Here is a 25,427-nt window from a genome sequence, read left to right as displayed (position 1 = left end):
TCTGGTACGGGTTAGAAGACCGCCGGGACCGCCAGAAGCTACTCAAGTTCGCCCGCGCACTCTCATCGCACGAGAATACCCTGTAATCTACGTGCAGGCTGGCGATGGGCTCACGTCGCCGACGTCGGGCAGCCGGCTATAGGTCTCGGCCGGCGACCCTCTCCTACGCCGCTCGACCTCACCTTGGGCGATGTGTCGCTTGGCGCTGGCAATCAGAAGCTCGCGGCCGGCAACGGCAAGCTCGTCAGCCCGCATGACGCCGACATCACCGATGGTCAGCCACCCTGCAAGCTCGCGGCGAGATCTTCGGGATCTCGCCCCATTGGCGATGATCGTGATGACGTCCGGCCCGACGGTCTCGTCGGCCAAGACCTTCGGCGCCGCCGCGCCCGGCATCCGCTTGGCCATGTTCTCCGCCTTCTTCACCGCCCCGCTCTCGGTCTGCGCCGGCTCCTGCCGGGCCGGGCGCAGCCGCTTCCGGTGCACCTCGAAGCGCTGCACCACGAACGCCGTCCTCCTCGCCATCGTCGACCCTCACCTGTCCAGACCTGCCGAACGCTCTTCGCCGACCGCGCGAGCCGCTTAAGATCCAGCCCAAGCAGGCGTTTTCGATCCGAGTTCACATTCGTCCACCGCCCGGAAAGAAACATCTCGCCCGCAGATTGAACCGAGCCCGCGCATGGGATTTGTTCCGCTTTCGTTCCAGAACGGCGGAGCCGCGGGTGCACCTCAACCGGATCGACGGACTGCTGGTTGGGAGCCCGGACGCCGTCCGCGTGCCGCTGATCGGCCAAGCCCTGTGCGCCGGCTTCCCGTCGCCCGCCGATGACTTCCTCGAGGGCGCGCTCGAACTGCCCCGCTGGCTCGTGCCGAACCCGCCCGCCACCTTCCTGTGGCGGATCAGTGGCTCGTCCATGGAGGGCGCCGGCATCTACGACCGCGACCTCGCCTGCGTCGATCGCAGCCTCAAGGCGGGCCACGGCAGCATCGTCGTCGCGGCAATCGACGGCCAGATGAGCTGCAAGCGCCTCGTGATCGACGGCAACGTCGCCCGGCTCGCCTTCTGCAACCCGGACCTGCCCGCCTTCGCGGTCGACGAGCTCGGCGAGGGTGTGATCTGGGGCGTGGTGCGCTTCTCGATCCGCTGGCATGTCGCCCGCGGGCAGCGCGCGTGAGCATGCCGGAGGCCCGGCAGCGCGACCGGATCGACCGCGGCCGCGCCGTGGCGCTGATCGACGGCAACAGCTTCTACTGCTCGTGCGAGCGCGTGTTCGACCCGAGGCTCGCCACTGTCCCGGTGATCGTGCTCTCGAACAACGACGGCTGCGCCATCGCCCGGACCAGCGAGGCCAAGGCACTCGGCATTCGAATGGGCGACCCGTACTTCAAGATCCGCGACCTGTGCCGGGCACGGGGCGTGCGGGTGTTCTCGTCGAACTACACCCTCTACGGCGACATGTCGGGCCGGACCAACACGGTCTACCGGCAATTCAGCCCGCAGGTGGAGATCTACTCCATCGACGAGAGCTTCCTGAACCTGTCGGACGTGGCGCCGGGCTTGCGGGTCGAGCTCGCTCGGGACCTGCGCGCCACGGTTCGGGCCTGGACCGGAATCCCGACCTGCGTCGGCATCGGCCCGACCAAGACGCTGGCCAAGCTCGCCAACCACATCGCCAAGACCGTTCCGGTCCTCGGCGGCGTGTGCGACCTGACCGACCCGGCGGCCTACACGCACTGGCTGTGCCGGATCGATGTCGCCGAGGTCTGGGGCATCGGCCGGGCCTCGCTCGCCAAGCTCCAGGCGATGGGCGTCGAGAGCGTGGCGGACCTGCGCGACCTCGACCCGCGGCCGGTGCGCAAGAGCCTGACCGTGGTGGGCGAGCGGATCATCTACGAGCTGCGCGGCGCGGCCTGCCTGCCGCTGGAGCTGGTGCCGGCGCGGCGCAAGGGCTGCGCGGTGACGCGCTCGTTCTCGAGCCGGATCACCGAGCGGGCGGTGCTGGAGGAGGCGGTGGCGGCGCACGCCACGCGGCTCGGCGAGAAACTGCGGCGCGAGGGGCTGGGCACCGATCACGTCACGGTCTTCTACCACACGAGCGAGCACGACCGGGACGAGCCGATGCGCTCGGTCTCGACGACGGTGCAGCTGCCGGAGCACAGCTCCGACACGCTGGCGCTGATCAAGGCGGCGCGGCACGGGGTGGCGCGCACCTGGCGCGAGCCGGGCGAGCGGCCATGGCGGTACTCGAAGGCTGGGATCGTCACGAACGACCTCGTGCCGCTGTCGCACAGCCCGCGGGCTCTGATCGGCGCGCTGGACCGCGAGCGGTCAGGGCCGCTGATGGCGGCGATCGACGCGTGCAACGCGCGCTGGGGCCGCGGCGCCGTCGTGCCGGCGCGGGCGGGGCTCGTGAACCGGCGCGACTGGAACACGAAGTTCGAGATGCGCACGCCGCGCTACACGACACGGGTCGGCGAACTGCCGGTCGCCCATGCGTGAACGGCTTCCGGAGTGCGTGGGTGACCGCTGAGGTGGATAGGTTGGGTCGGTAGGAGGCCGTCCGTTATTCCGGCGCTCTTTCCCCGAAGCGGACAGGCCGCTTTCGGCCGGACCGCGTCACGCCGAAGCGTCATCGCGCGCAAGATCGGACATTCAGCTTCGCACCCGTTCCCGTCGCTGATTCGTCGAGGGGTGAGTTCTGAAAGCAGACCTAAATGGATTTTCATCCACAACCGCATAACCGCACCACGCGACATGCCATCGTAGATTTGCGCCAACCGAAAAATGGGCCCGGGTACAGCTGCACGCGTATAGATGGTTGGTGGGCGATACGCCCGTGAGCCGCCCAGCTCAGGAAGAGCACAAACAATTCGGCTCATCGAGGCCAATCTGGACGGTGACGGCTCGCTCACGCGACGCGGTCAGCCGCCCAGGTAAAGGGGCTCTGCTCCGGACAGCCCTGCCTCAAGCTGCAGTCGTCTTCTTCGACACCGCGGCGAGAGCTGGGGCGTGTCGAAGGTCGGACGGTGTCTTGAAGTCCCGGGCCGCACCGCGGGATGCCTGGACGCCGCGCGGAAATCCGCTGCGATCCCGGTAGGAGCGTTTGCGGCCCACCGCGCGGCTGTGCCGCGCCGTGCTGGTCTGCGCGTCGATCAGGTCAACCGCCGTGATACCGACCAGCAGCGCCAGGGCAACGGCGACATTGCCGCGCTTCGGGTTGTCCGGCCGCAGCGCCGTCAATACGGTCGCGATGTCGAGGCCATCGCCCGCGACCCGGCTCCAGAGCCCGACGTTCTTGTCGACCGACAGCGAGAGGATGCCGCTGCCGATCTCCCGGGCACCGTAGACGCGCACCAAGGCCTCCTTGCCCTCCATCCCCAGCGCGCGCGTGATCCGCCCGGGCGCCAGGAGTTCTGTGAGACCCAGCCCGAGGCTGAACCAGCCCAGCCCCTTCGCGAGGCTGTCCGGCACGCCGCGCGAACTCGGCCCGGATCGAAGCACCTTCGGATCGCCCTCTGACCGCGTGATGTTCGAGAAGCTCGTAATGTTCGTCATGATCTTCCTCGCGAAGGGTCAGGGTTTGAGAACGACCTTGATGCAGCTGTCCTGCTTGTCCCGGAACGTCCGGTACATCTCGGGTCCTTGATCGAGCGGCACCTCGTGCGTGATGACGAAGGAGGGGTCGATCTGCTCCTCCTCGATCCGCCGCAGGAGATCGCCGGTCCAGCGCTGGACGTGGGTCTGTCCCATGCGGAACGTCAGGCCCTTGTTCATCGCCGCGCCCATCGGGATCTTGTCGACCAAGCCGCCGTAGACGCCCGGGATCGAGATCAAGCCGCCCGGTCGGCACACGTAGATCATCTCGCGCAGCACGTGCGGCCGGTCGCTCTCGGCGAGGAGGATCTGCTTGGCCCGGTCATAGACCGTGTCCGGCAGGGAAGGTGTGACGTGGCTCTCCATGCCGATGCAGTCGATGCACTTCTCGGGACCCTCGCCCCCGGTCAGCTCGTTGAGGCGCTCGACGACGTTCTCCTCGTCGAAGTTGATGGTGATGGCGCCCCCGGCCTCGGCCATCTCCAGCCGCTCCGGCAGGTGGTCGATCGCGATGACCTGCTCGGCGCCCAGCAGAATGGCCGAGCGGATCGTCATCTGGCCGACAGGCCCGCAGCCCCAGATCGCCACGGTGTCGGTGGGCTGGATGTCGGCCTGTACGGCCGCCTGCCAGCCGGTCGGGAAGATGTCCGAGAGGAAGAGAAGCTTCTCGTCAGGAATGCCCTCGGGCACCTTCTGGACCGTCGCGTCGGCGAACGGCACGCGCAGATACTCGGCCTGGCCGCCCGGATAGCCGCCGGTAAGATGCGAGTACCCGAACAGGCCCGCCGTGGTGTGGCCGAAGACCTTGTCGGCGAGGTGCTTCTTGCGGTTGCTCCGCTGACAGACCGAGAAATAGCCGCGCTTGCACTGGTCGCACTCGCCGCAGACGATGGTGAAGGGCACGACGACCCGGTCCCCCTTCTTCACCTTCCCATTGAGCCCGCGCCCGGTCTCGACGACCTCGCCCATGGTCTCGTGGCCCAGGACGTCGCCCGGCAGCATCGCGGGAATGAAGTTGTGAAACAGGTGCAGATCCGAGCCGCAGATCGCGCAACTCGTCACTTTGACGATGACGTCGCGCCCGTCCTCAATCTCCGGATCGCTGACGGTGTCGCAGCGGATGTCCTCCTTGCCGTGCCAGACTAGGGCTCGCATTGCCGTCTTCTCCTATCGGCCGAGGGGCGGGAGCCAGATCCGGCGGTACGACCGTTCCGGACTTGGGCGCTCGCGGGGATGGGGTCCGTGTTGCAACGAGGCGAACCGGGGACCCATCCGCCCCGTTCCTGCGGACAATCCCCTAGGAGACCTCCGGCGTGGGCAGGCGTCCCGGTCCGGGAAAGGATTGCCGGCGCGGCGTCTGAGATCCGCGTCAGGTTGACGGAGGAACCGAGTTCGCCTGCAGGACGCGGGCCGTCATCGTCGCGCCTCGGGGGGGGGCGGCGGCGATCCGTCGAGACGCCACCGTCTGGTCCGGTCGAGAGCTGCCGCAGGCGCGCCGGGCTCTTCCGCCGCGGAGCGGCGCTCGCCGAGTCCCGCGGCGCGAGGACCGCGCCAGCGGCGAAGCGTCCCCCGGCATGTTCTCGGGCGAGGGCATCCGTCACGGCACCGCTCGACGGAGCCATCCAAAGCTCGACACTTCGCTCGCGCGCCGTCAGAGCTGATCGCTGCCGGTGCCTCGAGACGTCGATGGCGGATCGCATCTCCGGACGAAGGCCTGTGTGGCCCGGATCGAGCGCAGGGTGCCTGGATCTGCCCCGCGCTCCAGCGCCTCGCGCTCGAAGGCGCGCAGTTGCTCCAACAAGTGGAGACGGCCCTGGGGAACCGAGCTTGGCAGCCGCTCCTGCATAAGTGCGACCAGTCTGCGCATCATCGGATCGTCGACGGCTCTGGGTAGGCTCTGCATAGAGCACCTCGTTCGGGGCGGCCGACCGGTCCGGCCGGTCACGCGACGCTCGACTTCGCCGGATCGGGCAGGTCTGACTGCCGGCCAGAAGGATCAGATCGTGCCGCCTGCGCCTCCGACCCGGCTCCCGTAAGAGCCGGGTCGGATCGTGCGATGCGCGCTGCGGGGGCGAAGGCCTGTCGAAGCGCTTCCGAGAACGAGGCGCCGGCGGCGGGCCGCCGCCCCCGGCTCCGGCTAGCGTGCGCCCGGCGCTGCGTGCGCGTCGCCGCCCTGGCCGGCGGCCGCGTCGGATTTCGCGGTGCCGCCATCCGCACCGCCCGATGCGGCGGCGCCCGAACCGTTGAAGGACCCGGTGGTCTGTGGGTTCGGATTGCCCGGCGTGTTCGCACGCGCCGTCATGCCGCCCATGAACTCGCCCCGCTCCCAGCGCGACATGCCGACCGTAGCCAGCAGGTTCGTGGTCAGCGTGCCGGTGGGCTCCAGGCCCTGCGCCTGCTGGAAGTGCGTCGCGGCGATCGTCGTGTCGTTGTTCCAGTTGCCGTCGAGGTGGCCGGCCGCGTAACCCCGCTGGTTGAGCACCTGCTGGATCTGCCGCACACCGTCGGCATTCATGGACAGCGGCTCTCCGGGGCTGTCCGTGCGCTCCACGGCGATGCGCTGGTTGTCGACCTGCCGATCGCCACCCGAGCCGGCCGCCTGACTCGGCTGTGGCCGTGCCGCGTTTGCGGCCTGCGGGCCTGTGCCGTGCCCGGCCGAGAAGATGGAATCGGTCAGGCCGAGGGCGGCAACGAGGCCGACCTCGAGCCGTCCCGTCGGCTCGAGCGCATGCGCCTGCTGGTAGCTGCGCGCCGCCTGGACGGTCGCGGGGCCCCAGCGGCCATCCACCTGTCCCGTGTTCCAGCCCTGCTGGTTCAGCGCCTGCTGGATCTGCCGGATGCCGGCCGGGCTGACGTAGAGGGGCGTCCCGCGGCTGTCCGCGCGCTCGACGACGATGCGCTGGTTGTCGGCCTGCTTGGTGCCTTGATCACCGCCCTGGCCGCCCTGCCGGTCGCGGTTGCCGAAGATGATGTCCTGTTCGAGACCGAGACCGTAGACGATCGGGATGGTGAGCGAGCCGGTCGGCTCCATGTTCTGCGCCTGCTGGAAGCTGCGCGCCGCCGCCGCGGTCTGCGGGTTCCAGCGGCCGTCGACATTGCCCGTGCTGTAGCCCTTCTGGGTCAGGGCCTGCTGGATCTGCCGCACGCCCGCCGAGCTGACGTAGATCTGTGTGCCCTGCCCATCCGGCTGATCCTGCGTGACGCGCTGATTGCTGACAGACGATTGTTGAGCCTGCGCGTTACCGCCGGCCAGGGCCACGATCATCGTGCTCGCGAATAAGACCTGCTTCAGTTCCATAAAGACCTCCTGATGTGGACTTATGGCTGAACCGGGTCGGCCTGCACCCGTTTCCTGCGGACGAATCCATAGGAAGTATCCGATGCGGGCGCATTTCTCAGACCGCGCGCGAATTTATCGGAGGATCGGATCGAATCCGCATCGAACCTACGGAGATGTCCGGATCCTTGTGGGCGACGCCGACCGTTACTTCTTCTCCCACGCGCGCCGCGGCTGGCCGCTGGCCTGGAGTGGCGCCATGATCGATCTTGTCCCGGATGCGGACCGTGATGCCTGCGCGCGCGAAGCCGCCGCGGCCATCGAAGCGGTGCTCGACCACCGGTGCCCGGAGCTGAAATGCGCGTTCTGGGGCGCGGTCGAGAAGCGATACCGGCTCGACACCGAGTCCTGCGGGCGGCTGCCGGCCGAACCGAGCGCGTCTCTGGATGCTCGGCCGCCTGCCTGATCCCGACAGGGATTATCCTAAGGATGGATCGCAGGAACGGGAACGGCGACGGCCGGTTCGCGCCGAGAGTGGCGCCTACGGCGCACAGGGCCTCGCGACAGGCTGATCATGGTGTCCGTTCTCGAACGCGCGTCGGGCGTCCTCGTGATGGGGATCGTTCTCCTCGACGTCTTCCTGACCGTTCTCTACGCCCGCATCGGCACCGGCCTGATCGCCGAACGGGTCGCGCATCTCGCCTGGATGGCCTTTCGCCGCGCCGCCGAGGCGACCGGGACGCACCGCGGGGCAGTGCTGTCCTTCTGCGGACCCGTCATCCTCCTCCTCTACGTCCTGTTCTGGGCCGTCGGCCTGACCCTCGGCGCCGGGCTCATCATCCATCCCGGGCTCGGGACCGGCGTGCAGGCGGCCAGCGGCCCGACACCCGCGGACTTTCTCACCGCGCTCTACGCCGGTGGCAGCAGCATGGCGATCGTCGGCGCCAGTGACTTCAAGCCCACGACAGACGCCTATCGGCTCGTCTACTTGGTGAATTCGCTGATCGGCATGTCGGTGACCTCGCTGGTCCTGACCTACGTCATGCAGGTCTACGGCGCCCTGCGGCAGCGCAACGCGCTCGGCCTTCAGCTTCATATCCTCTCGGCGGGCACCTCCGACGCGGGAGAGCTGCTGGCCCGGCTCGGACCGCGCGGGCAGTTCAGCGGCGGCTACAGTCACCTCGTCTCTCTCGGCCAGGGGATGGCCGAGATGAAGGAGACTCATCACTTCTATCCAGTGTTGTTCTACTTTCGCTTCCGACAACCTTACTATTCAGTCTCGGCACAAGCTTACCTCGCGCTCGACACTGCGTCGCTGATCCGCAGCACCATCGCGGGCGAGGACACGGCATGGTTGAAGGAGGCCGCGGCGATCGAGGCACTCTGGCGGGTGGCCCAGATGCTGGTCGTCACCCTCGAGGCGACCTTTCTGTCGATTGATCCGGCAGTCGTGACGGGCGTCGATCCGCTTGAGCGGCAGCGCTGGCGCACCCATTGGGAGGCGGCGGCATCCCGGCTCGCCGAGGCCGGCATCGCGGTCGCCCGAGACGAGGCAGCAGCGCAGGCCTATGTCGACCTGCGCGCGCGCTGGTGGCCGCACATCGCCCGGCTTGCGCCCGCAATGGCGTATCGGAGCGAAGACATCGAAGCGCGCGGATCGGAGAGGTCCTAAGGAACGGGCCGGATGTACGTCCGGCGCCGGGACAGGTGAATAGGGCCCGTCTTCGGAGAGGCCCTTATGGAGACCGTCGTCCCCATGACCGTCACGGATACCGCCGTATCCAGGCGTGTTCGTCCGCCACGGCCGTCGGCTCCGGTAGGAAGCGAACCCAGATCCGCGCTGATCCGCAAGCTCGAGGGGCTTGCCCCGCTCACGGTGCCGGATCGGGCGGCGCTCGCGGGCTTGACTCGGTATGTTCGGCCGATCGCGCGGCACACCGCCCTCGTGGAGCAGGACGGCGTGGCCGATCATGCCCTGATCGTCGCGGCCGGCTTCGCCGGCCGGCTCAAGCGCTGCGCGTCAGGCCGGCGCCAGATCCTCGCCTATCTCATCCCCGGCGATCTCTGCGACCGGGGCGCCATCCACGGCTACCCCCTGGACCACACGATCGAAACCCTGACCCCCTGTCGGATCGCCGAGGTCCCGCGCGCGGTCTACTTCGACCTGCTCGACCGGCATCCCGGTATCGCGCTGGCGCTGCAGAGGGCAAAGCTCACCGAGGAGGCGACTGCCCGCGAGTGGATGGCCAATATCGCCATGCGCTCGGGTCCCGAGCGCATGGCCCACCTTCTGTGCGAACTACTGGAGCGCCTCGGGTCGATCGGCGAGACCGCGGCCGGGCAGTTCGATATGCCGCTGACCCAGAGGGAGCTGGCCGAAACGCTCGGTCTGTCGAGTGTCCACGTGAACCGCGTGCTGCAAGTCCTGCGGCGCGACGGATTGATCACGCTGCGCGAACGTCGGCTGCGGATCCTCGCGCCGCGCCAACTTCGCCAACTCGCAGAGTTCGAGGCGGGGTATCTCTCGCCCTCGTACCGGGCGCGGGGCGCCGGCACTCGCAATGGTGTGCGACCACCGGCCTGACGCAACGCCGATCCCGGCTTCCGCGACGCCACTTCCGTATCCGCCGCCGCTGCGAGGTGCCGAGCGGACCGCATCTACCGGCCGCCGGGCTCGGCCTTGCCGCCCTCCTGCTGGGCGGGGCGCACGCCGGCCGCGGACGCGATGAGGACGGCCTCGGGCAGGGTATGGGCGCCGAGCGTCTCCATGAGCCGCGCCCGATGGATCTCCACCGTGCGCGGGCTCAGGCCCAGCGTCCGGGCGATGGTCTTGTTGGTGCCGCCCGCGAGCAAGCCCTCCAGCACCGCGCGCTCGCGCCCGGACAGAGCCGCGATCCGATCCTGAGACTCGTCGAGCGCGCGCGACCGCTCGGCGACGTCGCGGATCCCGGCCAGAGCCGTCTTCACGGCGAGGAGCAGCACCTCCGTTGTCCAGGGCGCTTCGAGGAAATCGACCGCCCCCGCCTTCATGGCGCGCACGCCGATCCCGACATCGCCCCCGCCCGCCCCGACCGCCACGACGGGGAGGTGCGCGCAAGACGCCTTCAGCTGGCTCGCGGTCACGAACGCGTCGGTGTGCTCCAAGTCCAGCACGACGCAGCCCGGCATCAGGGAGCCCGCCAGCTTGAGGAGGGCCTGATCGCTCGCGAAGGCCTGAACGGCGTACCCGGCGGCCTGCAGGGCACCGACAAGCGCGTGCCGGGCATCCTCCCCGCCCGTGACCACATAGGCACGCGGGCTGGTCACGACGGTGACGTCCTGCGCGATCCCACCCACGAGCCGGACGCGGCCGTGCTCCGCCGGGATCGGGAAGAATGTATCGCGGATCCGGCGCACGGCGTGGTCCGACGCGCGCAGGATCCGGTACTCCAGAACCACGGTCTCGCCGTCGCCGACACGCTCAAGCGCGTGCGCCGCGGCGTCACGGTCCTCCGGGTGGACGCTCTCGAGCCAAGCCGCGAGATCCGGCATATCCGCGCAGGGCATGCCCCAGACCTGGACAAAGGCCGGGCTGAGGTAATCGAGTCGCCCGCTCGTCAGGTCGGCGAGCCAGAGGACGTTTGCCGAATGCGCGGCGTAGCGCCGAAATCGGGCCTCGCTCTCGCGCAGAGCCGCTTCGGCGCGCTTCTCCCGATCGACGTCCTGCACCACAACGATGGCTTGCCGAACAACGCCATCGCCTCCGTGGACCGGAATGCCGCTGATGCGCATCCAGCACTCGTCGCCCTCACGGGTTCGGTGCAGGAAGCTCATGTTCTTCACGAGTTCGCCCCGCATCGCCCGCGCGAAAGGGTAGTCGTACGGGCTGACGACCCGGCCCTCCGCGTCGAAGCCCGTCCAGCGCGGCTGCACCTCCGGATCGAGAGAGGGCGGCCAGCCGTCAGGGAGGAATCTGCGATAAAGGGGATTGGTGATCAGGGCTTGCCCGTCGGCCCCGAAGAGTCCGGCCCCGAAAGGGAGATGTTCGATCAGGGCCTCGAAGCGCGCTCGGTGTGCCTCGATCTCCTGAATGGCGCATCGGAGACGCCGCTCCGTCAGGATCCGCGCGGTGGTTTCATGAACGTGACAGAGGACGCCGCGCACGCTGCCGCGCTCGTCCCGAACCGGCGAGTAGGCGAACGTCCAGAGACTCTGCTCCCGCGTGCCGTGGCGATCCACCGTAACGGTGTAATCCTCCAGATAACTTGCCTCGCCCCGCAGCGCTCGTTCCATCACAGGCCCGATCTGGTCCCAGGCCTCTTCCCAGACCTCGGGGAAAGGACGCCCAAGCGCCTCGGGCTTGATGCCGAGGATGGGTCGGTACGCGTCGTTGTAGAAGCTGATGAGGTCTGGTCCCCAGGCGAGGTAAGTTGGAAAGGCCGAGTTGAGCATGCTGCTCAATGCGTGCCGCAATGCGTCCGGCCACGCCGCGATCGGGCCGAGCGACGTGGCTGTCCAGTCACGCTCACGGATGCGGACGGCGACTCGACCGCCTCCCGTGAGGAAATCTCCGGATCCCACGTCGGCTTCCTCACTGGCTTCTGTCGACGTGGCGGATCAGAGCTCGGCCCCGGTCTACGATCATCATGGCCCACCACATCATTGAATCCGTATCGGTCGGCGTAATATTAAATATGTTAGCTTGATGATCCTGAGTCCGAACAGGCGCCAGCCGACATGGGCCAAAGAGGGCCGGTAACCATCCGTCGATGCCAGATAAGCTTGCCTGGATCTGCCGCTGCGGCGTTTCGGTCAGAGGCCTTCTTGCCTCCGCAGGGTCATTGTTTTCCAGAGCCGCGCCGCTCGGGCTCTGATCGCGTCGGGAGCTGAGCCAGCGGGGGAGGGGCGGCAATTCTGCCCCAGGTCCCGATCCTGCACGGGTCCACCCACCGGATGAGGTTGGCTGAACGTTGACATGCCGCCTTCGCGGATCGCCGGCTCTCGCCGGCCGCTCCGCGCGCGACCCCGCTGCTTACATGGCGTGATGCTGCGCCCCCGGCCCGGACAGGCGCTCGGAATGCATCCGACGCCTTCGGCCGTGTCCCGCGCACCGTGTTCCGCACGGGAGGGCTAGAGCACGATCGCCCCTCGGGATACCTCAGCGCGGATCGCTCGACGTCCATGCCTGCGCGCGGTGTGCTCGACCGCATGCTCGACGGCGGCACCGACACGAATATCGCCGGGCGGGGAAACTACGATCCGTATACGGTTGCGTGGCACCGCGCGCCTGACGGACCGGCTCGGCGCCGAGATGCTGTCCGAGCTCGTGGCTCCGGCCATGACCGCCCGACGGCGTTCGTCAGGCCGATGCCCGCCAGATCCCCGCGCGAGGATGAGCGATCGATGAACGGAGGTCGGCGCTGCGCCGACGCTTGCCCGCTCGCGCAACGGCCGGGAACATCCCTAGGGTCACCCCTTATCAAACCCGGGTCCTCCAGCCGCTGTTGTCCAAACGCGAAACGGCCGAGCAGATCGGAGCGGGTCGCTCCGCATCCCGCTACGCCGCCGGACCATCACGCAAGTCCGCACTTCGCAGCACTCTGACCAAGGGGGTGACCCGTGGATGATCGACACGGAAACGGCAGACCGCGCGACCCACGGGGGCATGATCGGGTTCCGGCCGGCTCGCGCGCGCACGCCGGGCATGGCCTCGGTGGTGTCGGATGGGCGCTGGCCGGTGCGGCTGGGGCAGCGGCTCTTGCCATCCTCGGCGCGCAGCAGCTCGGTCAGCCGGGTCGAGGGCGTGCGCGAGAAACCGACGCTCCGCACGGCTGGGGCGATGAGCCCGAGGTCGAGTCTTCCATCACCGTCGAGCGCCCGGCCGACGAACTCTATCGGGTCTGGCGAGATCCGCAGACCCTTCCGCGCATCATGGCGTTCTTGGCGGAGATCCGCCCGAGCGGACACGGACGGACCGAGTGGCGCGCCGACGGCCCGCTCGGCCAGAGCCATGCCTGGGTCATGCAGATCACCGAGGAGCGGCCGGGCGAGCTGATCCGCGCGAGCGCGGACGGCGGCAGCGCGCTCGTGACCGCGTGCGAGGTCCGCTTCCGCGCGGCTCAGGGCGGCCGCGGCACGGTCGTTACGCTGCGCGTCCGCTTCGATCCCCCCGGGGGCATGCTGGGCGACGTGGCCGCCCGCTTCTTCGACGGCGTCGTGCCGAAGGAACTCGCGTCGAAAGCGCTTCACTACTTCAAGAGCCTTGTCCTGACCGGCGAGGTCCCCACCACCGATCGTCAGCCGGCGGCCCGGCGTGATTCCCGCTGAGGAGCTTGGACATGCGCGCGCTCTACTGGAACGGCGTCAACGACCTGCGCGTCGGAACCGTCAAGGATCCCGAGATCGTCAACCCGCGTGACGCCATCTTGAAGGTCAGGTTGTCGACCACCTGCGGCTCGGACCTGCATTTCATCGACGGCTACATCCCGAGCATGAAAGCCGGCGACGTGATCGGCCACGAGTTCATGGGCGAGGTCGTCGAGGTCGGCACGGAGGTGCGGAAGGTGAAGAAAGGCGACCGGGTCGTCGTCCCCTCGTTCATCGCCTGCGGTGAATGCTGGTATTGCCAGGAGAAGCTCTTCTCGCTCTGCGACTGCACACACCCGAAGCCGGAACTCCAGGAGCCGCTGCTCGGCTATCCGACAGCCGGCATCTACGGTTACACGCACGCTTTCGGGGGTTATGCGGGGTCGCACGCCGAGTATATCCGCGTGCCGCATGCCGACGTGGACTGCTTCAAGGTGCCCGACGGCGTCGCGGACGAGACGGCCTTGTTCCTCTCCGATGCCGCGCCCACGGGCTACATGGGCGCCGATTTCTGCGGCATCCGGCCGGGCGACACGGTCGCGGTGTGGGGGTGCGGCGGCGTCGGCCTGATGGCGCAGCAGAGCGCGCGGCTGATGGGCGCCGAGCGGGTGATCGCGATCGACCGCTTTCCCGAGCGCCTGCGGATGGCGCGCGAGCACGCCGGGTCCGAGACGCTCGACTACACGCAAGTGCACAGCGTCCTGGAGGCGTTGAAGGAGATGACCGGCGGGCGCGGGCCGGATGCCTGCATCGACGCCGTCGGGATGGAGGCGCACGGCACCGGATCCCAATACGCCTATGACCGCGTGAAGCAGGCGCTGCGCCTGGAGACGGACCGCGGGCAGGCGCTGCGCGAGGCCGTCATGGCCTGCCGCAAGGGCGGCACGCTGTCGGTGCTCGGCGTCTACGGGATGATCGACAAGTTCCCGATGGGCGTCATCATGAACAAGGGCATGACTTTGCGCACCGCCCAGCAGCACGGGCAGGCCTACATGGACCGGCTGCTCACGCATGTCGCGAAGGGAGAGCTCAATCCGGCCTACCTCGCCACCCACCGCTTCTCCCTCGAGGACGGACCGCGCGGCTACGACATGTTCAAGCACAAGACGGACGGCTGCGTGCGCGCGGTGTTTGCGCCGTAGCAGCCGCTGCCCACCGCGAGCCCGCACCTGCCGAGAGGGGATCATGAAAGGCTTCGCAGCCCCTGCAGCCATCACCTTTGCGTTGGCGCTCCTCCTCAGCAGCGCGTCGCTCGCGCAGCAGAATGACGCTCCGAAGCCGGGTGGAGCGGGGCGGCTGCAGCTCGTGGCAAGATTTGAGCACCAGGTGACCGGGGTGACGGTCGCGGCGGACGGGCGCATCTTCGTGAATTTCCCCCGCTGGACCGAAGATGCCCCCGTCTCCGTTGCCGAGATCACGGGCGACGGCCAAGCAAAACCGTACCCGAATGTCGAATGGAACGCTTGGCGGAACGTCAAGAAGAACGAACTCACGCCGCATGACCACTTCGTCTGCGTGCAAAGCGTCGTAGCCGACGGTCGCGGAAGCCTCTGGGTGGTCGATGCCGCGGCTCCGGCGACCGCGCGCGTCGTGCCGGGTGGACCGAAGCTCGTCCGGATTGACCTGAAGGCCAATCAGGTCGCGCAAACCATCCCGTTCGCCGACGCGGTGGCGCCCCAAGGCAGCTACCTCAACGACGTGCGCTTCAGCCCAGATGGACGGCGCGCGTACCTGACAGATTCGGGCGCGAAGGGCGCGCTCGTCGTCGTCGATCTCCAGAGCGGTGACGCGCGCCGTGTCCTCGACGGACATACCAGCACGCAACCGGAAAGCGGTGTGGTGGTGAGCACGGACGGACGGGAATTGCGCCGGCCCGACGGCCGTGGCGTCGACTTCGCGGCCGATAGCATCGCGCTCTCCCCCGATGGTCGTCATCTCTACTGGAAGGCGCTGACTGGCCGGACGCTGTATCGCGTCGCGACCGAGGCACTCGACGATCCGCGCCTGTCCGGGAGGGAGCTGGAAGCCCGTGTCGAGCGGGTCGGCGCCATGGAGCCCACGGACGGCTTATGGATCGACAAGAGCGGGCGGCTCTACCTGAGCGCCATCGAGGAGAACGCCGTGAAAGTCCGGGAGATCGGTCGCGACACGACCCTCGTGCAAGACGACCGGTTGCGCTGGCCCGACACGTTCGCCGAGGGACCCGACGGCACGATCTACGTCACAAGCTCGCGCATCCAAGACATGAGCTGGTTCAAGCCCGAGAATGGCCCGCGCCTCACGACGCACCTGTGGCGTATCGAAGGGAAGCGGTGACGCGAGGATCGGAAAACGGCGGTAGAGCCAGTCCCTCCGGCAGCCTGCAACGCCGGCTCGAACGATACAGGTGATTCATCAAAGCCGGGCGTGTGAGAGCAGTCCTGTACACCGGACCTCGCGACCCGGTGATGCAGGGCGGCTCCATAGGACTGACATGAATCGGCGGGAGCCCGTCAACTTATCCGGTAGGCCCGCTCCGAGGCTGTCGCTCCGTTCACAGGCAACGATAGCCGCCTGTGTAGATGTTTCCGACGGGCGGATATTCGCCGGTCCACTTTTCGAGCATCACGGCTTCGCCGTGGCCCGCGAGGCCGCGCGGCGATGGCCGAAGACATGGCGATCGTCGTCGCCTCGGACCGGGCGTATCCAGGCCACAGCGAAATGCGCGAAGGGGCGCTTGATCGGCAAGCCGTTCCTTGCCGGGATGGTGCACGACCACCTCGCGAACATCTTGCCCGACGGGCGCAAGCCGTCCCCGCGGCGCGCTACGGCTTGACCGGCCGACGACCGAGGTTGGGCGGATACCTTTGCCGCCCCTCCGCATTACTCGAACGATGGCGAGATCGAGTGTCGACCGGGATCCGCGGAGCGATAAGCGGCGCATGGACGCGAGCACGGAAGAACAGGGGGCGCCGGTCGATCTGACCTCCTGCGACCGCGAGCCGATCCACGTGCTCGGCACGGTGCAGCCGTTCGGCTTCCTGCTCGCGGTCTCCTCGGACTGGATCTTGGTGCGTGCCAGCGCCAACGCCCAAGAATGGCTCGGACGTCCCGCGGAGGACCTCCTGGGCCTGCCGCTCGATGCGATCGTCGATCGGGAGGCCATCCACCTGCTGCGCGGCCACCTGCAAACCCTGCGCGGGCCCGACGCCGTCGACCGGGTCTTCGGGGTCCGCCTCGTGCCGGACAAGCCCGTCTTCGACATCGCGCTGCACGTGTCCGGCGGCGCCATCATCATCGAGGCCGAGCCCAGCGCGCCGGAGCACCTCAGCGCCGGCAACCTCGTGCGCAACATGGTCTCCCGCCTGCAGCAGACCGCGGAGTTCGAGCCGCTCTGCCGCGAGGCCGCTCGACAGATGCGGGCGCTCACCGGCTTCGACCGGGTCATGGTCTACCGCTTCGCCCCCGACGGCTCGGGCGAGGTCATCGCCGAGGCCGTGCGGTCCGGTCTCGACCGCTATCTCGGCCTGCATTACCCGGCCTCGGACATCCCCAAGCAGGCCCGCGCGCTCTACGAGCGGAACTGGTTGCGTATCATCGCCGACGTCGATGCGCCGGCCATCCCGGTGATCCCGCCGCACGATCCCGCGGGCGAGCCCCTCGACCTGTCGCTCTCAACCCTGCGCACGGTGTCGTCGATCCATCTCGAGTACCTGCGCAACATGGGCGTGGCCGCCTCGCTGTCCGTCTCCATCCTGCGCGACGGCCGACTCTGGGGCTTGTTCGCCTGCCACCACACCGAGCCGCGCCACATCTCCCTGGAGCGCCGCACCGCCGCCGAGCTGTTCGGCCAGATGTTCTCGTGGATCCTGGAGAGCCGCGAGCGCGAGGTCCTCGCCGCCCAGGAGGCGCTGGCGCGCGAGACGCACAACCGCCTGATGAGCGCCATGGCTTCGGGCGGTGCCGGCCTGGAGGGGCTGGCGGATTTCGCCGATGAGCTCTCCGGCATTGTGGCCTGCGACGGGCTGGGCCTGTGGGTGAACGGCGAGGTCACGCTGCAGGGCATGACGCCGACGCGCGAGGAGTTCACCGGCCTCGTGCGCTTCCTCAACCGCACGGCGGCGAGCCGGGTCTACGCCACGGACGAGATCGGGCGGTTCCACGAGCCTGGCCGCGACTTCAACGAGCGGGCGGCCGGGATGCTGGCCGTGCCCGTGTCGCGCACGCCGCGCGACTTCCTGGTGTTCTTCCGAAAGGAGGTGGCGCGCACCGTAACGTGGGCGGGCAATCCGGAAAAGCCGGCGAGCCTCGGTCCGAACGGCGTCCGCCTGACCCCGCGCAAGAGCTTCGAGGCGTGGCGGGAGGTCGTGCACGGCCGGTCGCTCCCCTGGACGGATGCGGAAGCCCGCACGGCGGAGGCGCTGCGGGTCACGCTCCTGGAGGTGATCCTCCGGCTCAGCGACTCGGCCGAGCGCGAGCGCAAGGAAGCGCAGGAGCGGCAGGAACTCCTCATCGCCGAGCTGAACCACCGGGTGCGCAACATCCTCAACCTGATCCGGGGCGTGGTCACCCAGAGCCGGGCCAGCGCCGGCGATGCGGAAGACTTCACCGAAGTGGTCGGCGACCGCATCCAGGCCCTCGCCCGGGCCCACGACCAGGTCACCTCCGCCAATTGGGGACCGGGTTCCCTCGCCGAGCTCCTCACCGTCGAGGCCGCGGCCTACCTCGGCGCCAAAGCGGACCGCGTCGTCCTCGACGGCGTCGATGTCCTGCTCGAACCACAGGCCTTCACGACCATGGCGCTCGTCGTGCACGAGCTGATGACCAACTCGGCCAAGTACGGCGCGCTGAGCGACAGCGGCGGCCGGGTCGACGTTCGCTGGGAGCGGGACGGCTTCGACAGCCTCGTCGTCCACTGGACCGAGACAGGCGGCCCCGCCGTCAAGGCCCCGACCCGGCGGGGCTTTGGCTCGACGATCATCGAGCGATCCGTCCCCTACGAGCTCAAGGGCGAGGCCGAGGTCCGCTACGCGCTGACCGGCCTGGCCGCGCGGCTCTCCATCCCGGCCGCCTTCGTCCGGGCCGCGCCGCCTCGGGCAGTGCGGGCCGCGAAGCCTGAGGGAGTCCAGCCCGTCTCGTTCGACGGGACCGCGCTGGTTGTGGAGGACAACATGATCATCGCGCTGGAGGCGGAGGAGGTGCTCAGTGCGCTGGGAGCCGACGCGGTCGACATGGCGGCCTCCGTCCGGGAAGCGCTCCGCTTGATCGACGCATCGCCGCCCGACCGCGCGCTCCTCGACGTGAATCTCGGGGCCGAGACGAGCGTCGCGGTCGCCCGGCGGCTCGCAGAGCTCGGCATCCCGTTCGCGTTCGCCACCGGCTACGGCGAGAGCTTCCAGGTCCCGCCCGACCTGGGCGACGTGCCGGTGATCAAGAAGCCCTACGGGGCTGACAGCCTGCGACAGGCGTTCGGTCGCTCCCCGCGGCGCTGAGCCCGGGATCCTATCGGCCAGGAGCAAGAGGCACGGTCCCGGAGCGCCCCCACGCCCGGCCTCGCGGTCTCGTGGTGGAACGGTCCAAGCACGTTCGCCGTATCCGTCGTCCGCCGGCGGAACGCTCCCGGGGGCCGCGGGGCTCAGGCGTGCGGCCGAAGATGGTCGGAGGTCGGGACGGTGACTACGCCGAAGGGTTTCGCCGAGTTCTCCTCACGGGTCGCCCGGGCCGCTGGTCGGCCATCGACGTTCGCGACCAGCATCGGCCTGATCGTCGTCTGGGCGGTCACCGGCCCCCTGTTCGGCTACTCCGATGCCTGGCAGCTCGTGATCAATACCGGCACGACCATCGTCACCTTCCTGATGGTGTTTCTGATCCAGAACACCCAGAACCGGGACGGGGCGGCCATCCAGGCCAAGCTCGACGAGCTGATCCGGGCCAGCGCGGCGCAGAACCGCTTCATCGGCATCGAGAACCTGACGGAGGAGGAACTCGACGAGCTGCGCGCCCGTCTTGCGCTATACAATGGCGTCCGGCCCGGTGCCATCGCAGCGGCGGCCAACCAAGCCGAGGCCGCGGCAGACGCCAGGGCCCGCGAGGCGGCGGCCCGGGTCGCTGGGGCGCCGAACTACCCGAGCTGACGGGCCCGGCGATGCAGCTGCGGCGCGCGTCACTGCATGGGACCGAGCTCGGGAGCCCGGGTTCGGTGAACCGCGTCTGGGCGGCCCCTCATCGGATCATGGCGAAGGCCTCTCGATCCCCGACGCCCGGGCCGCGGGTCGCGCCTTCGGCCGCCCTGAGGCATGCCTCGACCGCGTCACGGAGCGAGGACACGTAGACGTCCGCTCCGACCTCCCGACCGAGCGCGGCGTCGGTGAGCACCCGCTCGCCGACCGGCCAGAGGCCCACCAGGACCGGGACGCCCGGCGCCCGGCGCCTCACCCGCTCCAGGAGATAGCGCAGGTGCGCCGGGTTCCCGGTGATGTCGAGGTAGGAGATGCACACCATGGCGACGCCGGTCACGTCGAGGTCGCGGATGCCCTCGCGCGAGACCGCCCGGTAGGGCGTCACGCGCGCGCCGAGCCCGTGCTTGCGCAGCAGCTGGGCCAGCATCGCCGAGGAGGCCTCGTCGAGGGGGCCGCGCCCGGCCACGCACAGGACTGGTGCCTCCCCGCGCCACGCCTCAGGCAGTGTGTCCCGCGGCGGTGCCTGTCCCGGTACGGCCTCGGTACGGGTGTGGGTCCGCTCGGCCAGGGTCGGGGTCTCGCTCGGGTTCACCTTCTTGTCGTCGCCCGCGGGTGGCGCGTCGGGATGGTCCTCGAAGTCCTCCACCAGCGAGCGGGCCGAAGCGCGGATGTTGTCGAGTTGCGCGGGCGTCACCACCCCGCGCGCGAAGTCGTTGGCGGCGAGTTGCAGGCCCTTGAGCGCCACTTCGTCGTAATACGAGGAGAGCGAGCGGTCCTTCAGCATGGCCTCGGCGACCTCGCGCACCTCGTCCGGGTCGCCGGCCAGCATGCGCTGGTAGAAGTTCTCCACCGGCGTCAGTGGTGGCCGGTCGCCCAGCAGCACGTCGAAGAACTCCAGGCTGTCCACGTGGCGGCCGAGCACGACGAGGCAGACGGTGAACGGGGTCGCCAGGATCAGGCCGATGGGCCCCCACAGGAAGCCCCAGAACAGGGTCGAGACGATCACCGCGAAGGGCGAGAGCCCGGTGGAGTGGCCGTAGAGCAGCGGCTCGATCACCTGCCCGAAGAGCGGCTCGGCGACGAGGAAGAGCGCCGCGGTCGCGATGACCATCGACCAGCCCGGGTCGACCGCGGCCGCCAAGGCCACGGGCAGGATGCCGGAGGCGATGGCACCGATATAGGGGATGAAGCGCATGATCGCCGAGAACACGCCCCACAGGAGCGGGTTGGGCACGCCGATGAACCAGAGGCCGATCCCGACGATCACCCCGAACGTCGCGTTCATGCCGAGCTGAGCGAGGAAGTAGGTGCCGAGGCGGCCGGCCGCGTCGTCCATGGCCACCGTCGTGCGGTGCAGGTCGCTCGATCCGAACAGGCGGATCATGCGATTGCGCAGGTCCTCGCGCTGCAGGAGGAGAAACACGACCACGACGAGGACGATGCCGATGTCGGTCAGCGGTGAGACGATGGGTCCCAGGACCTTCTCGGCCAGCGCGAAGGGCGAGGGCTCGGGCTGCTCCACGCGCACCAGTTGCGCCTTGGGCGTCTCGCCCGCCGGTCCGGTCGCGGCGGTCGTGCCGGCTGCGTCCGCCTTCTGGGTCACGTCGTGCACTTGGTGGTTGAATTTTTGGAGGATGCGGTTGGCCTCGCCCAGCCAGCCCTGCTGCAGGCCCGCGACCTTCCTCTGCACGGTGGCTTGATATTGCGGCAGGTTACCGGCGAGCCCGGCGACCTGGGTGCCGATGACGGCGGCGATGCCGCCGAGAACGCCGAGGGCCAGCAGGACCGCGACGATGACCGAGGGTACGCGCCCGAGCTTGGCCTTCCGCAGCAGGTTGACGACCGGCCCGAGGACGAAGCTGAGCAGCACGGCCAGGACGAGGGGGATGAAAACCTCGCGCCCGAAGTAGAGCGCCGCGACGAGCACGACGCCGACCGCGAGAGTCAGCAGCCCGCGCAGGCCCGGGACGAGCGGCGGCGGGACCTGGGCGGGTTGGCGTGGCAGGGCGTCGTCGACAGGCATGCGGCGTGAATTCCTCGTCGCTGCGCCGACCTCGTGCGGCACACCGTTGGGACAACCTCGTTGCGCGAGCTTCGGCTCATTCGCGGCATGGCCCGGCGACCGATGTCGTCACACCTTTTCCCGAGCGCGTCGTCCGGGCCGAGCCGCTTCGAGTGGGAAGCTGGAACGGCAGCATGGACCGCACGGCCATCAGCGCGGCGCCGGCCCATCGGGAGTGTCGTCAGATGGTCGCCTCGCCCCACCCCATCGCCGGCACGCGCGCCCGCGAGTCGATCCGCCGGGACGATGCCGTCACCGGCCGGTCGTGGTGGTCGATTTCACCGGCTTCGAGCCCGGCTCGTGCGCCATGGTCTTCGTGCGGGACTCCACCTCGCCGTCGCGGACCTTCGTCTTCGTGTGTGACTTCGAGAAGGTCCCACCGTCGTGGGCCATCGCCTTCGACTGCCCGTTGAGTCCTCCGTTCCCGGTCCCGTTGACGTGCGAACGATCGTTGGTCTTGCCGCCCGCCGCGCTTCCGCCGGTCGCGAGCGACGAACCCGTCGACCCGTCTGCGCCGGTCGAGGTGCCGCCGGTGCCGACGGTCGAGGCCGACGTGCCGCCGGCCGCGGCCGAGCCGGCCGAGCCCCCGGTGGCGCTGGACTGGGCGAACGCGAGCGCCGGTGCGACGAGGAGCCCGAGGGCCGCGAGCGGAACGATGTGTTTCGTCGTCATGTGATCCTCACTTCCCCTTCGGGACGGTGACGACGCAGTCGCCGTCTCCGGTGGTCGTCATGGTCGTGCCGCCGGAACTCGAACTGGAGGCCGAGCTGCTGCTCGATCCGTTGCCGGACCTCGTCGTCACCGAGGGGCCGCCCGTGGTCGCACTGCTGACGCCGCCCGGACCGGCCGTGACGGAACTCGACATCGAGCCGGTGTCGCCCGCCCCATCGGAATGCACGACCTTGCACGGCTTGCCGTTCGGGCCGGTGGTGACGGTCGTGCTCCCGGAGACGCCGTTCGGGCCGGTCGTGACCGTGCTGGTCTGGGCGTGGCCCGCGACCGAGCCGGCGAGAATGAAAGTGCCGCAGAGTAACGGCATGATCAGGCGAGGCATGTTCCGGTCTCCTCGAAGACAAGGAGGGCGCGATCCTCCCGGACCGCGCCCGGTGCTTGCACCCGCCGAGGGTCAGCGCTTGTTGTGGCCCGGGGCGTTCTCGGAGTTGCCGGGGCCGCTCTTGTCATGGCCCGCGGCGCTGCCCGACTTGCCCGCGCCGTCCGACATCCCGGACGAGGAACCGCCCGTGCCCATCGACGAGGAACTCGTGCCCTTGCCCGCCGAGGAACCGCCGGTGCCCATCGACGAGGACGAGCCGGAGCCGGAACCCGCGGACGAGCCGCCCGTGCCCACGGTGGAGGAGCTGGTCCCGCCGCCCGCCGACGAGCCGCCGGTGCCAAGCGTCGAGGACGAGCCCGAACCGGTGCCGGAGCCCGAGGAGGAACCGCCCGTGCCCACGGTGGAGGAGCTGGTCCCGCCGCCCGCCGTGGAACCGCCCGTGCCGACGGTCGAGGACGACTGGGCGAGGGCCATGGCCGCACCGCCGATGACGAAGGTCGTCGCGAGGGCGGCGACGCGAACGTGCTTCAGCATGTAGAATCTCCGATTGACTGATCGTACGGCGCTGAAACGGGCAGATTGCGCAAACCGTTCCAGCAAAAACGGCAATATCCGCGCACGATGCCAACATTAACGGCAGCGGAATGCGCGAGATTCATCGTGTTGAGCATGAGTGTATCGCGAGGCGAAACCCGCTCTGGAGCCGGTTTTGCCTTCGGAGCGGCGGGCGTCGACTTGCGCGGGGTGGCCTCGCCCGGTGTCGGTCACGTGCTGGCGTGACGCGCGGCCAGGAACGGCGCTCCCGGAGGGACCGTTCCATCGTCGGCTGGGGCTTTATTGGAGAGCGAGGCCTGATCGGCAGCTTGGACGGAAAGCGGCGATGCCACCGCCCTACGGTGTGCCGATGGGGCTTCGCGGCGGGGAGGGCGAGGCGCGGCCGGTCATCTAGCCAAGCTGAGCCGGCGGCGGCCCGAAAACGCTTCGGTCATCGTCGGCCCCGCGGCCGCTTCGGATGCCGCCTCACCAGCGGCTGCAGCTGTATCCGCCGAAACCGCCGTAGCGGAAGCCGCACTCGCCCCGGGCCCGCGGCGGGTCGGCCAGGGCGGGCGAGGAAGCCGCAAAGACGTCGCCCGCCAGCGTCATCGCCCCGAGCACGGCCAGTGACGGTTCGCGGACCATCAAACGCCTGCCTCGTCCCCGAATGCCGCCGGTCACCGACCGGAGACGGCGCACGGGGCGGAGCGGTCCCATGGGGTACGTCCGCGAGGCTGGATGCCCGTCACTGGGCCGCGACCTCACGAAGCTTGGCCGCGACCTGGCATGATGCCTGCGCCATCGGCGACTGCGCACGGTTCAGGCGACTGCGCACGGTTCAGGCGGCTCGACGGGCTGGCGTGGGCGGCGCTCAGTGGTGCATCGCCAGCATCCAAAGGGCCATCGCGACCATCATCACGTTCTCAGTCAGCGAGACGAAGCCGAGCGGCACCTTGCTCGCCCCGCCCACACAAGCGCATTTGATGTCTCGCTGATCGACGTAGACCGCCTTGAACACCGACACCGCCCCGACCGTGCCGATGAACAGGGCCACCGGGATCGAGATCCAGTTCAGCGCGCCCGCCACCATCAGGACACCCGCGATCCCCTCCAGAAACGGGTAGGCGTAGGCGTAGCGGACCCATCGCCGCCCGAGCAGGTCGTAGCCCAGGAACATCGAGGAGAACGACTCGACGTCCTGGAGCTTCAGCAGGGCGAGCACGCACATGCTGAAGGCGACGAACCACTCCGCCGCGCGCATCGTCAGCGGCGTGCCGTACACGGCGTAGCTGGCCGCCAAGGCCATCAGCGCCGTCATCGAGAAGACCGCGATGACGGGCGTGTAGGTCGGCTTGTTCGGATTGTTGGCGGCCTTGCCGAAGTGGCGCTGTAGGTCGTCGAAGCCGCCGACGCGCGCGCCGTTGATGAAGGTCTGCGGCGTCGACGTGACCTGGTGCTCGGCCTTGAAGCGGTCGGTCTCGGCCCGGTCGGTCAGGAGGTGATCCTCGACCTCGAAACCCTGGCGTTCGAGCAGGTCCTTGGCCTTCAGGCCGTAGGGGCACGTGTGTTCGGGGGTGACCATCCGGTACAGGACGGCCTTGCGGGCGGCTGACGGCATGGTCGGCTCCGGCTCGATGCGGGTCGGGAACGGCGTCGCTGCGCGACGGTGACCCGGTGGCAAGTCATCTTCTCGACGGACACCGCACGGCATTGGTTGCCCGACGCCGGTGCCCGACACTTCACAAATGCGTTGATGGTGGGGAGCGTTACCAGCGTCGGCGGGGCTGGGAACACCGCGCCGACGATCAGCGGTGCTTCGAAGACGACCAAAGTCGGTCAGATTGAGGGGGCGGCGCCTGATGGTTGGCACCTCCCCTCGGCGTCCGAGGCGGGTGGCTGTCTGCCCGTCCGCTTCTGGTCGATCGAGACACCGAAGCAGACACAGCCGCGGTGGTCGCTCGCGCCGCTCCTCGTCTCCTTGAATGACCCCCTCACCGGCTGCCCACCGAGGCTGTATCCATCCGATAGTCCTTGGCTATCCGCCGATGTCGCCTCCGAACGGTTGAGCGATCCGTTCCGGACGGCGGAAGCGCCTCAAGCGCTGTCTCACCTGAGCCTACCCCGAGCAGGGAGATCGCGCTGTGTCAGCTGTATCGTAAAGGACAATCCGAAGATGGATCACTCCGGCGATGCCCGTGAGATGCACCGGACCGTCTCGATCATCCAGGAAGAGGGCGCGGCGGCTGCGCGAGTGCCTCGCGTCCAGTCGCTATCGCAGCCTCAGCGCGGTCACCGCATGGGCGTGCCGGCTGTGACCGAGGCGACACGCGGTCCACCACGGGCGCCGGTTCGATCGCTCCGGCGCTTCCCGGAGTTCGTGCTCCTCACGGATCTTGAGCTTG

Annotated in this window: 21 protein-coding genes; 11 read left to right on the top strand and 10 right to left on the bottom strand. The window is 68.9% G+C overall.

The window, feature by feature from the left end; translation table 11 throughout:
* Positions 1-87: 87 nt before the first annotated feature.
* Positions 88-504, bottom strand: a complete 417-nt coding sequence (locus J3A75_RS37465; protein ID WP_409518695.1) for a hypothetical protein — start codon at positions 502-504, stop codon at positions 88-90.
* Positions 505-722: 218 nt separating this feature from the next.
* Between J3A75_RS37465 and J3A75_RS35195 the strand changes: the two genes are divergently transcribed.
* Both J3A75_RS35195 and J3A75_RS35190 read left to right on the top strand, forming a co-directional pair.
* On the top strand, positions 723-1,175 hold the full coding sequence (locus J3A75_RS35195) for a LexA family protein (protein ID WP_209651310.1): 453 nt from the start codon (positions 723-725) through the stop codon (positions 1,173-1,175).
* A complete protein-coding gene (locus J3A75_RS35190) occupies positions 1,172-2,500 on the top strand; it encodes a Y-family DNA polymerase (RefSeq protein WP_209651309.1) in 1,329 nt (442 codons plus the stop codon). The genes J3A75_RS35195 and J3A75_RS35190 overlap by 4 nt, the downstream gene beginning before the upstream one ends.
* Before the next feature lie 465 nt (positions 2,501-2,965).
* Here J3A75_RS35190 and J3A75_RS35185 read toward each other — a convergent pair whose 3' ends face one another.
* The 4 genes from J3A75_RS35185 to J3A75_RS35170 all read right to left on the bottom strand — a co-directional run bounded on the left by J3A75_RS35185 (position 2,966) and on the right by J3A75_RS35170 (position 6,893).
* Positions 2,966-3,556, bottom strand: a complete 591-nt coding sequence (locus J3A75_RS35185; RefSeq protein ID WP_024827433.1) for a hypothetical protein — start codon at positions 3,554-3,556, stop codon at positions 2,966-2,968.
* 18 nt (positions 3,557-3,574) lie between these two features.
* Positions 3,575-4,750: a zinc-dependent alcohol dehydrogenase gene (locus J3A75_RS35180; protein ID WP_024827434.1), complete on the bottom strand. Its 1,176-nt coding sequence runs from the start codon at positions 4,748-4,750 to the stop codon at positions 3,575-3,577.
* A 496-nt stretch (positions 4,751-5,246) separates the two neighbouring features.
* On the bottom strand, positions 5,247-5,498 hold the full coding sequence (locus J3A75_RS35175) for a hypothetical protein (protein WP_024827435.1): 252 nt from the start codon (positions 5,496-5,498) through the stop codon (positions 5,247-5,249).
* Between the two features lie 234 nt (positions 5,499-5,732).
* Positions 5,733-6,893 carry a peptidoglycan-binding protein gene (locus J3A75_RS35170; RefSeq protein WP_058607632.1) on the bottom strand — a complete coding sequence of 387 codons (1,161 nt, stop codon included), beginning with the start codon at positions 6,891-6,893 and terminating at the stop codon, positions 5,733-5,735.
* An 82-nt stretch (positions 6,894-6,975) separates the two neighbouring features.
* Here J3A75_RS35170 and J3A75_RS35165 point away from each other — a divergent pair, with 82 nt between their 5' ends.
* From J3A75_RS35165 to J3A75_RS35155, 3 genes are all read left to right on the top strand, one after another.
* A complete protein-coding gene (locus tag J3A75_RS35165; RefSeq protein WP_012329961.1) occupies positions 6,976-7,338 on the top strand; it encodes a hypothetical protein in 363 nt (120 codons plus the stop codon).
* Between the two features lie 108 nt (positions 7,339-7,446).
* Positions 7,447-8,544: a two pore domain potassium channel family protein gene (locus J3A75_RS35160; RefSeq protein ID WP_127992969.1), complete on the top strand. Its 1,098-nt coding sequence runs from the start codon at positions 7,447-7,449 to the stop codon at positions 8,542-8,544.
* A 66-nt stretch (positions 8,545-8,610) separates the two neighbouring features.
* Complete coding sequence (locus J3A75_RS35155; RefSeq protein ID WP_209651308.1) at positions 8,611-9,456, top strand: Crp/Fnr family transcriptional regulator; 846 nt, start codon at positions 8,611-8,613, stop codon at positions 9,454-9,456.
* 74 nt (positions 9,457-9,530) lie between these two features.
* Here the strand turns inward: J3A75_RS35155 and J3A75_RS35150 are convergent, their stop codons facing one another.
* Entirely contained in the window at positions 9,531-11,432 is a 1,902-nt protein-coding gene (locus tag J3A75_RS35150; RefSeq protein WP_209651307.1) for a PAS domain S-box protein, read from the bottom strand.
* Between the two features lie 1,038 nt (positions 11,433-12,470).
* On the opposite strand from J3A75_RS35150, the gene J3A75_RS35145 reads away from it, so the two are divergent.
* From J3A75_RS35145 to J3A75_RS35125, 5 genes are all read left to right on the top strand, one after another.
* A complete protein-coding gene (locus J3A75_RS35145) occupies positions 12,471-13,178 on the top strand; it encodes an SRPBCC family protein (RefSeq protein ID WP_089231091.1) in 708 nt (235 codons plus the stop codon).
* Between the two features lie 11 nt (positions 13,179-13,189).
* Complete coding sequence (locus J3A75_RS35140) at positions 13,190-14,359, top strand: zinc-dependent alcohol dehydrogenase (protein ID WP_209651306.1); 1,170 nt, start codon at positions 13,190-13,192, stop codon at positions 14,357-14,359.
* 43 nt (positions 14,360-14,402) lie between these two features.
* Entirely contained in the window at positions 14,403-15,533 is a 1,131-nt protein-coding gene (locus tag J3A75_RS35135) for an SMP-30/gluconolactonase/LRE family protein (protein WP_209651305.1), read from the top strand.
* A 605-nt stretch (positions 15,534-16,138) separates the two neighbouring features.
* Positions 16,139-18,688 (top strand): HWE histidine kinase domain-containing protein, encoded by a 2,550-nt coding sequence (locus J3A75_RS35130; protein ID WP_209651304.1) that lies wholly within the window; start codon positions 16,139-16,141, stop codon positions 18,686-18,688.
* A gap of 180 nt (positions 18,689-18,868) precedes the next feature.
* Positions 18,869-19,330 (top strand): low affinity iron permease family protein, encoded by a 462-nt coding sequence (locus tag J3A75_RS35125; protein WP_209651303.1) that lies wholly within the window; start codon positions 18,869-18,871, stop codon positions 19,328-19,330.
* Between the two features lie 88 nt (positions 19,331-19,418).
* Here the strand turns inward: J3A75_RS35125 and J3A75_RS35120 are convergent, their stop codons facing one another.
* Together J3A75_RS35120 and J3A75_RS35115 are read right to left on the bottom strand one after the other, a co-directional pair.
* Positions 19,419-21,398 (bottom strand): AI-2E family transporter, encoded by a 1,980-nt coding sequence (locus J3A75_RS35120; RefSeq protein ID WP_209651302.1) that lies wholly within the window; start codon positions 21,396-21,398, stop codon positions 19,419-19,421.
* Between the two features lie 291 nt (positions 21,399-21,689).
* Positions 21,690-22,109 carry a hypothetical protein gene (locus J3A75_RS35115; protein WP_012329951.1) on the bottom strand — a complete coding sequence of 140 codons (420 nt, stop codon included), beginning with the start codon at positions 22,107-22,109 and terminating at the stop codon, positions 21,690-21,692.
* 59 nt (positions 22,110-22,168) lie between these two features.
* Between J3A75_RS35115 and J3A75_RS35110 the strand changes: the two genes are divergently transcribed.
* Positions 22,169-23,029: a hypothetical protein gene (locus J3A75_RS35110; protein WP_209651301.1), complete on the top strand. Its 861-nt coding sequence runs from the start codon at positions 22,169-22,171 to the stop codon at positions 23,027-23,029.
* Between the two features lie 482 nt (positions 23,030-23,511).
* Here J3A75_RS35110 and J3A75_RS35105 read toward each other — a convergent pair whose 3' ends face one another.
* Positions 23,512-23,670: a hypothetical protein gene (locus J3A75_RS35105; RefSeq protein ID WP_209651300.1), complete on the bottom strand. Its 159-nt coding sequence runs from the start codon at positions 23,668-23,670 to the stop codon at positions 23,512-23,514.
* Between the two features lie 226 nt (positions 23,671-23,896).
* Positions 23,897-24,643 (bottom strand): MauE/DoxX family redox-associated membrane protein, encoded by a 747-nt coding sequence (locus tag J3A75_RS35100; protein ID WP_209651299.1) that lies wholly within the window; start codon positions 24,641-24,643, stop codon positions 23,897-23,899.
* Positions 24,644-25,427: the final 784 nt, after the last annotated feature.

It is taken from the genome of Methylobacterium sp. PvP105, assembly GCF_017876975.1.
Classification (GTDB): Bacteria; Pseudomonadota; Alphaproteobacteria; order Rhizobiales; family Beijerinckiaceae; genus Methylobacterium; species Methylobacterium radiotolerans.
This window is presented reverse-complemented; position numbering and strand designations above follow the sequence as displayed.